Raw genomic sequence first — 14,649 nt, 5'->3', positions numbered from 1 at the left:
GATTACGACGAGGTTGATGGCTGCGAGTTCAGACAGTCCGACCGCCTGCCGTCGCCTGCCCTTACCTGCATTTCAATCAGCAAGACGGCCTTGCCGAGTACTTTCACCGCCTTGCCAGAGGTGCCACTCGCCCGGCTGGCAGGCATGCCATTGCTCGTTGCTGGTCAGCGGCTCGGTGGCAATTACGGTCACCACATCATTCGGCGTCGTGTGTTCCTGAAAATCCACGGCCATTTCCACATCGCGCAGATGAGCCGGGCCGAAAGGCGCTCGGCGGGTGATCCAGGCCAGCTTGGTGGTGCACAGGGTGAACAGCCACTCACCATTGCTCAGCAGCAAGTTACATACTCCTCGCGCCGCATACCCGGCGCACGCATTCGTCAGGCAATCGAGGAGTTCGGCCTGGCTCGGCTGTTCGGCGAACTGGCCGCGCAGACGATTGAGCAGATCGCAGAAGATGGCTTCGCTGTCGGTGTTGCCCACGGGTTGGAACGGACCCGGGCCAGCCACGAAGCCATTGATCTGGCCGTTGTGGGCACAGGTCCAGTATTGCCCCCATAGCTCGCGGGTAAACGGATGGGTGTTGGCCAGGCTGACGCGCCCCACATTGGCCTGGCGGATATGGCAGATCACATTTTCCGATTTGATCGGATAGCGCTCGATCAACTGGGCAATGGCCGAACTGTGGCATGGCGCTGGATCATGGAAGCAACGAACGCCCTTGCCCTCATAGAAGGCCACGCCCCAGCCATCACAATGGGGCCCCGTCTTGCCGCCACGCTGCATCAATCCGGAAAAGCTGAAGCAGATATCCGTCGGCACGTTGGCACTCATACCCATCAGTTCACACATCTCACATCTCCGTTACCGCCCGACCGCCGGGACCATCTTGGCCGAACATGGTACCGTAGATAGCGTCTCACCACCCATGCACACCCAACAGGGCAGATCCATGATCACGCTACGCAATTCCCTTCTCCCCGGCGTCACCGCCTGACGGCCCGGTTACCGCTCGCGCTGGCAAGCCGCATATCGGTTTATGGCCAGCGGGCTGAATGATATTGCTGATACACTCCGGCCCCATGACCACGCAATCTCCCCTGAGCCTGTACCAGCAGGCCATCGCCCACCAGGGGTTCATCCCCGACCCGGCGCAGCAGAACGCCGTTGACCATCTGCAGAACTGTTTCGAGGCATTGCACACCGGCAGAACCACACCACCCCGCGGAGTCTATCTCTGGGGTCCGGTGGGTCGCGGCAAGACCTGGCTGATGGACAGTTTCCACAGCAGCCTGCAGGTGCCCAGCCGGCGCCAGCATTTCCATCACTTCATGCAATGGGTGCACCGCCGGCTGTTCCAGCTGACCGGCACCGCCGACCCACTGAGCAGTATCGCCCGTGAACTGGCGACCGAGGTGCGGGTGCTCTGCTTCGATGAGCTGTTTATCAGCGATATCGGCGACGCCAGCATTCTCGGCCGGCTGTTCATCACGCTGTTCGAGGAAGGTGTGGTGTTGGTCGCCACGTCCAACCAGCCGCCGCAGCAGCTGTATGAGTATGGCCATAACCGCGAACGGCTGCTGCCGGCGCTGGCAGCCATGGAGCGGCACATGCAGGTGGTCGATGTGGATGGCGGCCAGGATCACCGGCTACATCCGGGGCAGCAACACCAGCGTTATTGGGTTCAGGACGCAGCAGCGTTGGCGGGGGTATTCGAGCGGCTGTGCGGCGGTACTGCGGTATCCAGCGAACCGGTGCAACTCAATCATCAACAACTGCAACCACTGCGCCATTGTTCACAGGCGGTCTGGCTCACCTTTGCCGAACTCTGCGAACGCCCCCTGGCTGCCGCCGACTTCATGGCGCTGTGCGACCGTTTCCCGGCAATTTTGCTGGAGCAGGTGCCCGCTCTGAGCAGCGCCCAGCGGGAAGCGAAGATCGCCCGCGGCACGGAAGATGCGGTGGAGCAGGTAACGGCCGGCGACCGGGTGTTACCGCCGCTATCGAAACAGGACGACAGTGTGCGCCGGCTGATTGCCCTGGTGGATGAATGCTATGACCGACGAGTGCCGCTGTATATCGAAGCCGCAGTGCCCCTGACCGAGCTCTATACCGAAGGCGCCCTCACCTTCCCGTTCCGCCGCACGCTCAGCCGTTTGCAGGAAATGCAATTGGCGCGCTTCTGAACGAAAAAACCCTCGCATCTCTCGATGCGAGGGTTTCGGATATGGCGCAGCGGACGGGACTCGAACCCGCGACCCCCGGCGTGACAGGCCGGTATTCTAACCAACTGAACTACCGCTGCGCGTTACCTCGAGTGGTGGGTGATGACGGGATCGAACCGCCGACCCTCTGCTTGTAAGGCAGATGCTCTCCCAGCTGAGCTAATCACCCATTTGCTCTCGAAGTGGAGCGCATTCTAGACAGGTTTTGCGGTTATGGCAATCGTCTGTGCTCAGTGATCGAAATCACTCGCCGCATGCCGTTCCGGCACCTGCTCATCCAGCTCGCCCCAGGTGCGGTTGACCTGTCGGCCGCGCTGCACTGCCGGACGCTGCCCGATCTCTTCTGCCCAGCGTAATACATGGGTATAGGTATGGGCTTCGAGGAATTCCGCCGCTTCATACACCTGGTTGGTCGCTACTCCGCCGTACCAGGGCCAGATAGCCATATCGGCAATACTGTACTGCTCACCCGCCACATAGCGATGCCTGGCCAACTGCCGATCGAGCACATCGAGCTGGCGCTTGACCTCCATGGTGTAGCGGTTGATCGGGTACTCGAACTTCTCCGGTGCGTAGGCATAGAAATGACCGAAGCCACCACCGAGCAGAGGTCCACTACCCACCTGCCAGAACAGCCAATTCAGGCACTCGGTGCGCCCGGCGATGTCCTGCGGGATGAAGTGGCCGAACTTTTCCGCCAGATACAGCAAAATGGAGCCGGACTCGAACACCCGCAGCGGCGGATTGATGCTGGTATCCAGCAGCGCCGGGATCTTCGAGTTGGGGTTGATGCCCACAAAACCACTGCCGAACTGATCTCCTTCACCGATGCGAATCAGCCATGCGTCATATTCGGCCTCGGCAATGCCCAGCGCGACCAGTTCCTCCAGCATGATAGTGACCTTGACCCCGTTGGGTGTGGCCAGGGAATACAACTGCAGCGGGTGCTTGCCTCGGGGCAACTCACGCTCGTGGGTCGGGCCGGCAATAGGACGATTGATGTTGGCAAATTTGCCGCCATTATCCTTGTCCCAGGTCCAGACTCGGGGTGGTGTGTAGGTGTCGTTACTCATTCTGTTCTCCCATGCTCATTCCAGCGGGACGCCCGCCGGAGAAGAATGACATGGGAGGATACTAGCCCCGGCGGGCGCCACTGGCCACCGCAGTCACCGAATCAGGCGCTGCGGATTTCCCCGTCTTCCAGGAAGATTCGGCTGTTTCGTGGCCTGATCCAGGCATCGCCACCCTGCACCAAACCCAGTTCGCGGAAGCGACTGCGGGACATTTCCGCATGTACCGTCTGGCTGCTGCTCTCCGTCTGCAGCTCCAGCCGTACCCGCGGCCCGATCACCGACACCAGGTCGATCCGCGCATGCAGACTGGCGGCGCTGGCGCCCGGCAGCACGTCGATATCGTAAGGCCGTACGTAGGCCACCGCCGCACTGTCCGGCTGGCTGGCATATTCCGGCGCGGGAACCTGCAGCTGCCCGATCTGCGCCACGCCGTCACGAACCCGCGCACCGAACTGATTGACGCTGCCCAGGAACTGATAAACGAACGGATTGGCCGGGTGGTCATAGACCGCTTCCGGGCTGCCATCCTGTTCCACCCGGCCGTGGTTCATCACCACCACTCGATCAGACACCTCCAGCGCCTCCTCCTGATCGTGGGTTACGAACACGCTGGTGACGTGGATGTCATCGTGCAGGCGCCGCAGCCAGCGCCGCAGTTCGGCACGTACCTTGGCATCCAGCGCACCGAAAGGCTCATCCAGCAGCAATACCTTGGGCTCCACCGCCAGCGCCCGGGCGAGCGCGATACGCTGGCGTTGGCCGCCGGACAGTTGCGAGGGCAGGCGGTCGGCGGTCCAGTCCAGCTGTACCATCTCCAGCAGGTGCATGACTTTCCTGCGAATCTCCGCCTTGCTCGGCCGCTGACTGCGGGGCTTGACGGTCAGGCCGTAGGCGACATTCTCATAGACGCTCATATGCTTGAACAACGCATAGTGCTGGAAGACGAAGCCGACGCCGCGCTCGCTGACGTGCAGATCGGTGGCGTCCTCACCATGGAAACGGATACGCCCGCTGTCCGGTTGCTCCAGTCCGGCAATGATCCGCAGCAAGGTGGTCTTGCCCGAGCCGGATGGACCGAGCAATGCGGTCAGTTCGCCATTATTGAGGGAGAGACTGACATTATCTACGGCGACAAAATCGCCAAAGCGCTTGTTTACCTGATCGATTTCAATACTCATTGCGCGTACTCGCTTCAAAGGGGAACCGGGATTACCTCGGGCATTTCCCAACAATCACAACTTGCTTCTTTACCCTGACCTTGTAGAGCTGACCGCTCCCACAGCTACCGCCGCGTCCTGCGCTCGCCCAACCATTCAACAAAACCCTTCACCGCAATGGTGACCAGCGCCAGCCCGGTCAATAGCGAAGACACGGCAAAGGCGGCGGTGAACATGTATTCGTTGTACAGCACCTCGATATGCAGCGGCATGGTATTGGTTTCCCCGCGAATACGCCCCGACACCACTGCCACCGCGCCGAACTCGCCCAACGCCCGCGCATTGCACAGGATCACCCCGTAGATCAGCCCCCACTTGATATTCGGCAGGGTCACATACCAGAAGGTCTTCCAGCCACTGGCCCCGAGAGTCAGCGACGCCTCCTCCTCTTCCTTGCCCTGTTGCTGCATCAGCGGGATCAGCTCGCGGGCAATAAAGGGCATGGTGCCGAAGGCGATCACAATGATGATGCCGGGCACGGCGAAGATGATGCGCATGTCGTGCGCCGCCAGCCATGGACCGAGCCAGCCCTGGGAGCCGAACAGGATGACGAAGATCAGCCCCACCACCACCGGCGAGATGGCAAAGGGCATGTCGATCAGCGAAATCAGGATCGGCTTGCCGCGGAACTCGAACTTGGCAATTGCCCAGGCGGCGGCTACGCCGAACACCAGGTTGATCGGCACCACAATCAGCACCACCAACAGGGACAGGCGAATCGCCGCCAGGGCATCCGGCTCGTTGATCGCGGCCCACCAGACCTGCAGGCCCTGCTCGAAGGCGCCATACAACACCACCGTCAGCGGCAGCACCAGAAACAGCGCCAGAAAGGTCAGCGCAATGCCAATCAGCATCCAGCGCAGCCAGGCCGGTTCGTCGGTAGCGCGGCGCCAACGGGCCGCCAGCTCGGGGTTGCCCACGTGAGTCAGTACTTGAGTCGTCATTGGAGTCTCCTCACCAGCCACGACGCTGTGTCCACCACTGCAGCCCATTGATCAGCAGCAATAGCAGAAACGCGGCCACCAGCATGACGGCGCCAATGGCCGCAGCACCCTGGTAGTCGTACTGTTCAGTCTTGGAAACGATCAGCAGCGGGGTGATCTCGGTGCGATAGGGCATATTGCCGGAGATGAACACCACCGAGCCGTACTCGCCCACGGCACGGGCAAAGGCCAGCGCATAACCGGTCAACAGGGCCGGTAACAGCGACGGCAGTATCACTCGGCGGATCGTGGTGAAACGACTTGCGCCCAGACTGGCGGAAGCTTCTTCGCGCTCGGCTTCCAGGTCCTCCAGCACCGGTTGTACGGTACGTACCACAAAGGGCAAGCCGATATAGGTCAGCGCAATCACCACGCCCAGCTGCGAGTAGGCCACCTTGATGCCGAAGATATCAAGGTACCGCCCTACCCAGCCGGTCGATGCGTAGAGCGTTACCAATGCGATACCGGCCACCGCGGTAGGCAGGGCGAACGGCAGATCCACCAGCGCATCGACGATCTTCTTGCCGGGGAAGGTATAACGCACCAGTACCCAGGCAACCAGCGCACCGAACACCAGGTTGATGGTCGCGCCGATCAGCGAAGCGCCGAAGGACAGTTTGTAGGAGGCAACCACTTGGGGATGGCTGACGGCTTTCCAGAAGTCATCCCAACTCATCATGGAGGTGTACAGCAGCAGCCCACCCACCGGAATGAGAAAGATGAAGCCCAGATATAGCAGGCTGAAACCCAAGGTCAGCCCGAAACCGGGTATGACCCGTCGTTGCTTGGCGGCAGACAACATTCATCACCTCGAAAAGAGCCCGGGCGTTGGCACCCGGGTTGGCCATGTACCGGCGTCGATCAACGTCTGGAAATGTTTTCAAGAATGCTGTCGAACCTGCCACCGTCGTTGAAGTGATCGTTCTGCGCCTTTTCCCAGCCACCGAACACCTCGTCGATACCGAACAGCTCGACATCGACGAACTTGTCGGCAAACTCCCTGGCGATCTCCCGGTTGCTGGGGCGGTAGTAGTGCTTGGCCGCCAGGCGCTGGGCCTCGTCGCTATACAGATGCTCAAGGTAGGCTTCAGCTACAGCGCGGGTACCCTTGCGCTCAACGTTCTTGTCGACCACGGTCACCGGCGGCTCAGCCAGGATACTGACCGAGGGCACGACGATCTCGAACTGCCCTTTGCCCAATTGCTCGACCGACAGATAAGCCTCGTTTTCCCAGGCGATGAATACATCACCCAGGCCGCGCTGGACGAAAGTGTTAGTGGCGCCTCGGGCGCCTGGATCGAGTACCGGCACGTTGGCGAACAGCTTGCTGACGAACTCGTAAGCCTTGTCCTGATCGCCGCCGTTTTGCTTCAGGGCATAACCCCAGGCCGCCAGATAGTTCCAGCGTGCACCACCGGAGGTTTTCGGGTTGGGAGTGATGACTTGCACGTCATCGCGCACCAGGTCATTCCAGTCCTTGATGTTTTTCGGGTTACCCTTGCGCACCAGCAGCACTATGGTCGAGGTATAGGGCGAGCTGTTCTTGTCCAGACGGCTTTGCCAGTTTTCCGGAATCAATTGGGCGTGCTGGCGCAACGCGTCCACGTCATAGGCCAATGCCAGGGTCACCACATCGGCATCCAGGCCGTCGATTACCGAACGGGCCTGGGAGCCCGACCCACCATGCGATTGACGCACGGTAACGGTATCGCCGGTAGCCTGCTTCCAGTAGTCACCAAACGCCCGGTTGTACTCGCGATAGAATTCACGGGTAGGGTCATAGGAGACGTTCAGCAGGGTGATATTGTCCGCCAGCACGGAGCCGGCCAGCAGCGTGGCAAGGCCACCCACCAGGGTATTGCGCAGAATTTTCTTCATGATAAGCACTCGGTAAAAGCAATCTGGGAAATCGGTCAGAGTCGGCTTCGATTACTGGCACATTCGTGTGATGACGCTTTTACTGAGGTGGGTCTGACTGGATGTGGCAAGCCGTGTCATGGTGTTCTCCATTATCGTGACGGTTGCACACACCTCTGGTGGTCCAGTCGGCGGGTGTTTACTGAAAACTGTGTTGGCGCAATCCCCGTGGTCGGGTAATCAGGACGTTCGTGTCGGCGGCTGGAAGCGGATCTTTTCCTTGCGTTCGATCTGCACCACCTGACCGTTATGAAGGGTGATTTCCACTGCACCGAACTGAATGCTTTGCAGCGCTTCAGCGATGGCGGCCAGCACCTTCTGATCGTCCACAGCCGCATGCAGTGATGTTGTTGCGGTCATGGTCTTGCTCCGGATCATGGTTTGATACTCGCGTATCGACGGAACAGATATTAGACAGGGAGACATATAGCTAAAAATAATATTTTGGAACTTACTTATATATTAAAGAAATAAAACCATGTTGCAGAAGGGTAGGAGCGCCCTATCGGCGCGATGGCGCCCGTCAGGACGCCCCGCTCACACATGGTGCCTACCCCAGCGCCATCCAGCCTGCGTACACGCCCAGCAGCAGGAAGATCACTGCGGTAATCCCCCGAATCAGCCCCAACGGCAGCTTGCCCGCCGCCGCATTGCCAAGAAATACCACCGGCACGTTAGCCAACATCATCCCCAGCGTGGTACCCAGCACCACCCACAGATAGGCATCGAATTGCGCAGCCAGTACCACGGTTGCCACCTGGGTCTTGTCGCCCATTTCGGCCAGAAAGAAGGCCACCAGCGCTGCCATGAAGGCGCCGTAACGGCTGATCGGCGGGGTGTCGTCCTCATCCAGCTTGTCCGGCACCAGGGTCCAGGCCGCCACGGCCAGAAAGCTGATCGCCAGCAAGGTGTACAGCCAGGTATCGCTGAGCAGATCGGCAACCAGCTGCCCCACCGCACCGGCCAAGGCGTGATTGGCCACGGTGGCCAGTAGTATTCCCCAGATGATCGGCCAGGGCCGACGGAAACGTGCTGCCAGCAATAACGCCAGCAACTGGGTCTTGTCGCCGATCTCTGCCAGCGTGACTACCCCGGTTGAAACGAAAAAAGCTTCCACGGATGCTCCACAAGAGGGCGGGTCGACCATTCCAATGACATACGAACACCCCCGCCCTCGGCTGGTGTTCCTATGTCAAAGGTCTCGTCAGACCCAGTCACCCAAGGTGACGGCGGGTCGCAAACGCCACGGCCTGCGGGCCGAATATGTTGACGTTTGCCGTGGAAGAAACTTCAGAAAGAAATCTCTTCCGGAGAGACTACTCCCCTAAGACGGCGGCCACTGTAGCAAGGCCCGCCGGTTGAATCAACCCGGCGCGATCGCCGAATACACCTTGAACCGATTGTTCTCGCGCAGCACCCGACAGGGTCCAATGTGCTCCTCGATCAGCGGCGGATATCGCAGAAACCCATTGGCAACGATGCGCAGCTCACCACCGGGCAGCAGGTTGCGGGTGACTTCATTGAAAAATGCCTCGGCGATGCTGGTGTCATGGCGGATGCCGGTATGAAATGGCGGGTTGCTGACCACCGCGGCAAAGCGGCCATGCACGTCACTCAGGCCATCGGAAGGATAGACCTGCGCTTGCACTCCATTGACCAGCAGGGTCTGCGCGGCACAGTACAGCGCCATGGCATCGACATCCACCAGCTCAAAGCGGGTGTCCGGATTACGCCGGGCCAACACCGTGGCCAGCACCCCGGCACCACAACCGAAGTCCAGCACTTTGCCCGGCGGCAGCGGTGCCAGTTCCTCCAGCAGCAATTGACTGCCTTCATCCAGCCGGCCATGGCTGAAAACCCCGGGCAGACTGACTAGTTCAACGGTCTGGTCAGGAAAGGTCAAGGCAATGGAGCGCTGCCAGTCTTCCAGGCGAAATGGCGCGGGCTGATCCTGGACGATGCAGCGCCACAGTTGGCAATGCCGGGCGGAATCCAGTTTCTCGATTGCAGCACCATGTGCCGCCAACAGTTTTTCCGCCCGGGTAATGCCGCCCTTCTTCTCCCCCACCAGATACAGTGGGCAACCGGCCCGCAGTAGCGGCGCTATCTGCGCCAAGGCGAACTCGGCGCGCTCGATGGCCTTGGGCATCACCAGAATCGCCCCCTCCAGCCCATCGACCTGTGGGCAAAGATGGGAGAAACTCAGATGCGCCTCATCCAGTCCGGCACTGAGGCCCTGCTGCACGAAATAGTCCCAGGTCCAGACATGCCAATCGGCCGGCAACTGTCGAGTCAGCCCATCCACAGGTGGGTTGACCAGCAGCAGGCGCTGGCTGGCAAACAGCTCGGCGCTGCGTTCAAGTATCTGGCTGGTATTATCCATGGCTGTGCTCCGAAGGTGAACCGGGCCGGGCATTGTACGCGGGGGCAGCAGGAGCTTAAAGATGGATTGCCCCGAACCTCAGCCTTTCCTTGGCTTGGCCCGCGCCGTCGGCTCGGCCTGCGATGGGTCATCCGGCCAGTAATGCTTGGGATAGCGCCCTTTCATGTCCTTCTTCACCTCGGCATAACTGCCACTCCAGAACCCGGCCAGGTCCTGGGTCACCTGCACCGGTCGACGCGCCGGGGAAAGCAGGTGCAACTTCAATGCTACCCGGCCCTGGGCGATACGTGGCGTTTCGCGGCTGCCGAACATCTCCTGCAGACGCACCGCCAGTACCGGCGGTTGCTCGCTGTAGTCGATACGGATACGTGACCCGGTGGGCACCGTCCAGTGCGTGGGCGCCAACTCGTCGAGCTGTGACGGCAGCGGCCAGGGCAACAGGCCAGTGAGGATGGCTGGCAGATCCAGGTTGGCGAAGTGCGCGAGCCGGGTGACCCGGTCCAGCCAGGGGGCAAGCCAGTCTTCCAGGCCATCGAGTAAGGCCTGGCCGGAGACGTCCGGCCAGCGGCTATCAATGTCCTGCTGCTCATCCAGCTGGCGCAGCAGCAGGATACGCGCCTGCCACTGGCGCAGCGCCGGCGTCCAGGGCAACAGGCTCAGCCCCTGCTTGCGCACTACATTGCACAGGGCCCGGCTGCGCTGGGCCGGGTCAATGTCCGCCAACGGCTCGCGGTGCAGCACCAGGGTACCGATGCGCTGCTGGCGCTCGGCGATCAGGGTTTCGCTGCGCGGGTCCCATTCCAGAGTCTGCTCGATCTGCAGCATCTCCGGCAGGTAGTGCTCCAGCCACTCCGGGTCCAGCGCCGCAGCGAGAAATATCCGCGCATTGCGCTGGCTGGCATGGCCGCCGAGACTGGCAATCACCAGCCAGGGCTGCTGTTGCAGACTGTCGACCTGAGCGAAGGCGGCGGCGCGGCCATTGGCCAATCGGTAGTCCGCGCCCTGCTCGCCACGGCGCTGGGCAATGCGGTCCGGGTAGGCCAGCGCCAGCAACAGGCCGGCCCAGCGCTCGCTGTCCGGCTCCGGCACGGGTTGCGCAACATCGATGCGCTCGATCAATCGCTGCCACTGCCCGGCCAGCTGGCGCGCCCGCTGCAGCGCACCGCGATCCAGGGCCGGCTCGCCAGCGGGGTGGTCGAATGCTGCCAGCCGGCGGGCGATATCCGCGTCCTCCACGCCGCGCAACAGGTCCCGCTCGCCGAGAATCGCGGCCAGCCGGCAGGCTTGACGCCCCAGCCCCAACTGCTGCCCCCGCAGCAGCATGTGCGCCAGCCGCGGATGCATCGGCAACGCTGTCAGCGCCGCGCCGTGGTCGGTCAGCTGCCAGCCCCGCTCAGTCCGTGCCAGGGCTCCCAACTGGATCAGCAGATCCCGCCCCTGCTGCAGCGCCGCTCCCGGCGGCAAGTCGAGCCAGCGCAGCTCCGCCGGGTCATCTATACCCCATTGCGCCAGTTGCAGGGCCAGGGGCGCGAGATCCGCTTGCAGTATCTCCGCCTGACCCTGGGCAGCCAGCTGCTCCTGCTGGCCAGCCGACCACAGGCGATAACACACGCCCGGCTCGGTACGCCCGGCACGACCTGCACGCTGGGTAGTGGCCGCCTTGGATATGCGGCGTGTGTGCAACCGGGTCATTCCTGACACCGGGTCGAAGGCCGGCTCGCGGTGCAACCCCGAGTCGATGACTACCCGCACGCCGTCGATGGTCAGACTGGTCTCGGCAATCGGTGTAGCCAACACCACCTTGCGCCGCCCGGCCGGTGCCGGGCTGATAGCCTGACGCTGCGCGGCGAAGTCCAGGTCGCCATACAGGGGGGCGATATCCACGTCAGGATAACTGTCCACCGCATGTTCCAGCCGCCGCTGCAATCGGCGGATCTCTGCTGTTCCGGGTAGAAACACCAGCAGACTGCCGGACTCGGTGGCCAGCGCCTGCAGGATCGCCTGCTCAAGCAACGGCTCCAGCGGCTGGCCCGGCGTGGCGGCGGTGCCATAATGCACCTGCACCGGATACTGACGCCCCTCACTGCTCACCAAGGGCGCGTTGTCCAGCAGACGGCTGACCGCCGCGGCGTCCAGCGTGGCAGACATGACCAGTAGTTTCAGTGGGTTGGCGTCGTCGCGCAGATACTGCTGGGTCTGCAAGCAGAGCGCCAATCCCAGATCGGCGTCCAGGCTGCGCTCATGGAATTCATCGAAGATGACCAGGCCAATGCCCGGCAGCTCGGGGTCGGCCTGTAGCAGGCGCTGCAGAATGCCTTCGGTTACCACCTCGATGCGAGTCGCGGCGCTGACCCGGGTCTCCAGGCGAATACGATAACCGACCGTCTGGCCCACCGGCTCACCAAGCATCTGCGCCAGGCGTTCGGCAGCCGCCCGGGCCGCCAGCCGCCGCGGCTCCAGCAGGATGATCTTCTGCCCCGCCAACCATTCACTGCGCAGCAGCGCCAGCGGCACCAGGGTAGTCTTGCCGGCGCCAGGCGGCGCCTGCAGCACCACCGCCGGCGAGCGGGCCAGTTGCTGATCCAGCTCGGCCAGCACCGTTTGTACAGGAAGATCAGACATGCACGGGATATCCGGTCAAAGGGGGCATTATAACCGCCCGCGACTTCAAGCCGTCACGGCACCAGCGTATAGTATGCAGGGTCTGGATACGTTGCCTACCCCGAGGAATATCATGCGCCTGAAAGCTCTGGCCAGCGTTCTGCTGACCACCACTCTGGTTTCCCAATTGACCGCCTGCGGCAGCATCTTCTACCCCGAACGCCGCGGTCAGATCAGCGGTGAGATCGACCCCGGCGTGGCGATTCTCAACGGTATCGGCCTGCTGTTCTATGTCATCCCGGGGCTGGTGGCCTTCGCTGTGGATTTCGCCACAGGCGCCATCTATTTCCCCGATGAACGCTACACCCTGGCCCCCGAACGCCTGCAGGAAGCTGTCGATGCCCAGGGCCAAGTCGACCCGCTTAAACTCGAAGCCATTCTGCAACAGGATCTGGGTCTGCAGCTGCCCATGCAGCATGCTCGGCTGCTGAACAGCCCGAACGGCGCGCACTTGGCCCTGCTCGGGCTGCCGGCCCGCGCCTGATGGAGATATCCGCCCAGCAGCTGAGCAAGCGCAATGCCCGCCTGCTACGGCTGGCCACCTACGCTTCGGTAATGGTCGCGATCCTGTTGATCACACTCAAGGCCGTCGTCTGGTTCATGTCCGGCTCGGTAAGCCTGCTGGCTTCACTGATCGACTCGTTGATGGATGCCGGCGCGTCGCTGATCAATCTGGTCGCGGTCGCCTACGCGCTGACCCCGGCGGATAAGGGCCACCGTTTCGGCCATGGCAAGGCCGAGGCGCTGGCCGGTCTGGCGCAATCGGTGTTCATTGCCATCTCGGCTATCGTGGTGTTGCAACAGGGTATCGATCATCTGCTCAACCCCAGGCCGCTGGAAGCAGCCTGGTTCGGGGTGGCGGTAATGCTGATCTCGATCATCGCGACCTTGTTGCTACTGGCTTTTCAGCGCCATGTGATTCAACACACCGGCTCAACCGCGATCCGTGCCGATGCCCTGCATTACCGCTCCGATCTGTTGATGAACGCCAGCATTATCATCGCGCTGATCCTGGCCTATTACGGCGTACCTGGAGCGGATGCGGTGTTCGGTATCGGCATCGCCCTGCTGATCGCTTTCAGCGCCCTGCAGATTGGCCGCGACGCGGTGCAGATCCTGATGGATCACGAATTGCCCGATGCGGTGCGCAAGGAAGCCATGGCGCTGGCTCGTAGCGTGCCCGGCGTGATCGACGTGCATGATCTGCGCACCCGCGAGTCCGGCCAGCAGTGGTTCATGCAGTTGCACCTGGAGTTGCCCGGCGACCTGTCGCTGACCGATGCCCATGAGCTGGGCGAACAGGTCCGTCACACGATCATCCGGCGCTTTCCCCAGGCGGATGTGCTGGTACACAAGGACCCGGTCCACCCCCAGCCGTCCGCACAAACGCAAACGGCCGACTGAGTCGGCCGTTTGCGCTGGGTCCGTTGAGGTATCCGGGTTGGATACTGCCTGTCCTCCGTGCCTTGTGGGCTGGGGTGGCCGGGTGACGAATCGATCCGGTAGAACCTTCCGTCTCAGGGCTGCTCGAGTGGAGCACCTGTTTGGACTCGCCGGCCAAGGCTTGAAACTTGTGATTATGGTAACGCGCGGGCTTCGCTATTTCTTGTCTTTTATTGCCCACCAAGCAGCAAACTGCGCAATAATATCGCGATCCAAGCATTATCTATGCAACTGCACGAGGTGAAAGCATGCATGAGAACAATCTGGACCGTTATGACCTGAAGATTCTGACCGCCCTGCAACAGGATGCTCGCATCAGTAACCAGGAACTGGCCGAACGCATCGGCCTGTCGCCATCGCCCTGCTCGCGACGGGTCAAGCAACTGGAAGAAAGCGGCTACATCACCCGGCAGGTGGCGTTGCTCGACCCGCAGAAGCTGGGACTGACGCTGACCGCCTTCGTGATGATCGGCATGGACCGCCACACCCCGGATCGTTTTGCCGGTTTCGAGGAGACCATCCGCCAATGCCCCGAGGTGTTGAACTGCAGCCTGGTCACCGGCATGGAAGCGGATTACCAGTTGCGGGTGGTGGTGCCAGACATGGACCATTACCAGCAATTTCTGCTGGGCACGCTGACCCGCATCGAAGGGGTATCCAGCGTGCGATCCAGCTTTGTACTGAATCAGGTGGTCTCGAGCACGGAATTGCCGCTCAACCATCTGGTCACTAGATAGACAGTCTTTT

14 protein-coding genes, 2 tRNA genes and 1 riboswitch are annotated in these 14,649 nt (G+C 61.6%); of the genes, 4 read left to right on the top strand and 12 right to left on the bottom strand.

Going from position 1 to position 14,649, the window contains the following annotated elements; translation table 11 throughout:
• Positions 1 to 72 precede the first annotated feature (72 nt).
• Complete coding sequence (locus QAO71_RS05115; RefSeq protein WP_280165432.1) at positions 73 to 852, bottom strand: class II glutamine amidotransferase; 780 nt, start codon at positions 850 to 852, stop codon at positions 73 to 75.
• A gap of 230 nt (positions 853 to 1,082) precedes the next feature.
• On the opposite strand from QAO71_RS05115, the gene zapE reads away from it, so the two are divergent.
• Entirely contained in the window at positions 1,083 to 2,186 is a 1,104-nt protein-coding gene (gene zapE / locus QAO71_RS05110) for a cell division protein ZapE (protein ID WP_280165659.1), read from the top strand.
• Between the two features lie 42 nt (positions 2,187 to 2,228).
• On the opposite strand, the gene QAO71_RS05105 is transcribed toward zapE, so the two are convergent.
• The 11 genes from QAO71_RS05105 to hrpB all read right to left on the bottom strand — a co-directional run bounded on the left by QAO71_RS05105 (position 2,229) and on the right by hrpB (position 12,420).
• Positions 2,229 to 2,305: transfer RNA gene (locus tag QAO71_RS05105), tRNA-Asp, on the bottom strand.
• A 13-nt stretch (positions 2,306 to 2,318) separates the two neighbouring features.
• Positions 2,319 to 2,394 (bottom strand) — tRNA-Val (locus QAO71_RS05100).
• 61 nt (positions 2,395 to 2,455) lie between these two features.
• Positions 2,456 to 3,298 carry a glutathione-dependent disulfide-bond oxidoreductase gene (gene yghU / locus QAO71_RS05095; protein ID WP_280165431.1) on the bottom strand — a complete coding sequence of 281 codons (843 nt, stop codon included), beginning with the start codon at positions 3,296 to 3,298 and terminating at the stop codon, positions 2,456 to 2,458.
• Positions 3,299 to 3,399: 101 nt separating this feature from the next.
• Positions 3,400 to 4,476 carry a sulfate ABC transporter ATP-binding protein gene (locus QAO71_RS05090; RefSeq protein WP_136869288.1) on the bottom strand — a complete coding sequence of 359 codons (1,077 nt, stop codon included), beginning with the start codon at positions 4,474 to 4,476 and terminating at the stop codon, positions 3,400 to 3,402.
• Positions 4,477 to 4,580: 104 nt separating this feature from the next.
• Complete coding sequence (gene cysW, locus QAO71_RS05085) at positions 4,581 to 5,459, bottom strand: sulfate ABC transporter permease subunit CysW (RefSeq protein ID WP_051611018.1); 879 nt, start codon at positions 5,457 to 5,459, stop codon at positions 4,581 to 4,583.
• Between the two features lie 10 nt (positions 5,460 to 5,469).
• Positions 5,470 to 6,300 carry a sulfate ABC transporter permease subunit CysT gene (gene cysT / locus QAO71_RS05080; protein ID WP_280165430.1) on the bottom strand — a complete coding sequence of 277 codons (831 nt, stop codon included), beginning with the start codon at positions 6,298 to 6,300 and terminating at the stop codon, positions 5,470 to 5,472.
• A gap of 59 nt (positions 6,301 to 6,359) precedes the next feature.
• The gene (locus QAO71_RS05075) at positions 6,360 to 7,376 is read right to left on the bottom strand and encodes a sulfate ABC transporter substrate-binding protein (protein WP_280165429.1); all 1,017 of its coding nucleotides are present in this window, start codon (positions 7,374 to 7,376) and stop codon (positions 6,360 to 6,362) included.
• A 219-nt stretch (positions 7,377 to 7,595) separates the two neighbouring features.
• Complete coding sequence (locus QAO71_RS05070) at positions 7,596 to 7,775, bottom strand: DUF2292 domain-containing protein (protein ID WP_280165428.1); 180 nt, start codon at positions 7,773 to 7,775, stop codon at positions 7,596 to 7,598.
• A 190-nt stretch (positions 7,776 to 7,965) separates the two neighbouring features.
• On the bottom strand, positions 7,966 to 8,532 hold the full coding sequence (locus tag QAO71_RS05065; RefSeq protein ID WP_074780264.1) for a TMEM165/GDT1 family protein: 567 nt from the start codon (positions 8,530 to 8,532) through the stop codon (positions 7,966 to 7,968).
• A gap of 77 nt (positions 8,533 to 8,609) precedes the next feature.
• Positions 8,610 to 8,752: riboswitch (yybP-ykoY riboswitch) on the bottom strand.
• 26 nt (positions 8,753 to 8,778) lie between these two features.
• Entirely contained in the window at positions 8,779 to 9,798 is a 1,020-nt protein-coding gene (locus QAO71_RS05060) for a methyltransferase (protein WP_280165427.1), read from the bottom strand.
• A 78-nt stretch (positions 9,799 to 9,876) separates the two neighbouring features.
• Complete coding sequence (hrpB, locus tag QAO71_RS05055; RefSeq protein WP_280165426.1) at positions 9,877 to 12,420, bottom strand: ATP-dependent helicase HrpB; 2,544 nt, start codon at positions 12,418 to 12,420, stop codon at positions 9,877 to 9,879.
• Between the two features lie 112 nt (positions 12,421 to 12,532).
• Between hrpB and QAO71_RS05050 the strand changes: the two genes are divergently transcribed.
• The 3 genes from QAO71_RS05050 (at position 12,533) to QAO71_RS05040 (ending at position 14,639) form a co-directional block, all read left to right on the top strand.
• Positions 12,533 to 12,943 carry a hypothetical protein gene (locus QAO71_RS05050; RefSeq protein ID WP_036990623.1) on the top strand — a complete coding sequence of 137 codons (411 nt, stop codon included), beginning with the start codon at positions 12,533 to 12,535 and terminating at the stop codon, positions 12,941 to 12,943.
• Complete coding sequence (locus QAO71_RS05045; RefSeq protein WP_036990624.1) at positions 12,943 to 13,863, top strand: cation diffusion facilitator family transporter; 921 nt, start codon at positions 12,943 to 12,945, stop codon at positions 13,861 to 13,863. The genes QAO71_RS05050 and QAO71_RS05045 overlap by 1 nt, the downstream gene beginning before the upstream one ends.
• Before the next feature lie 287 nt (positions 13,864 to 14,150).
• Positions 14,151 to 14,639 (top strand): Lrp/AsnC family transcriptional regulator, encoded by a 489-nt coding sequence (locus QAO71_RS05040; RefSeq protein WP_280165425.1) that lies wholly within the window; start codon positions 14,151 to 14,153, stop codon positions 14,637 to 14,639.
• The last annotated feature ends 10 nt before the right edge of the window (positions 14,640 to 14,649 follow it).

Source organism: Halopseudomonas sp. SMJS2, assembly GCF_029866945.1.
In the GTDB taxonomy this organism is placed as follows: domain Bacteria; phylum Pseudomonadota; class Gammaproteobacteria; order Pseudomonadales; family Pseudomonadaceae; genus Halopseudomonas; species Halopseudomonas bauzanensis.
The sequence above is the reverse complement of the archived record's forward strand: the minus strand, read 5'-3'. Positions and strand labels throughout refer to the sequence as shown.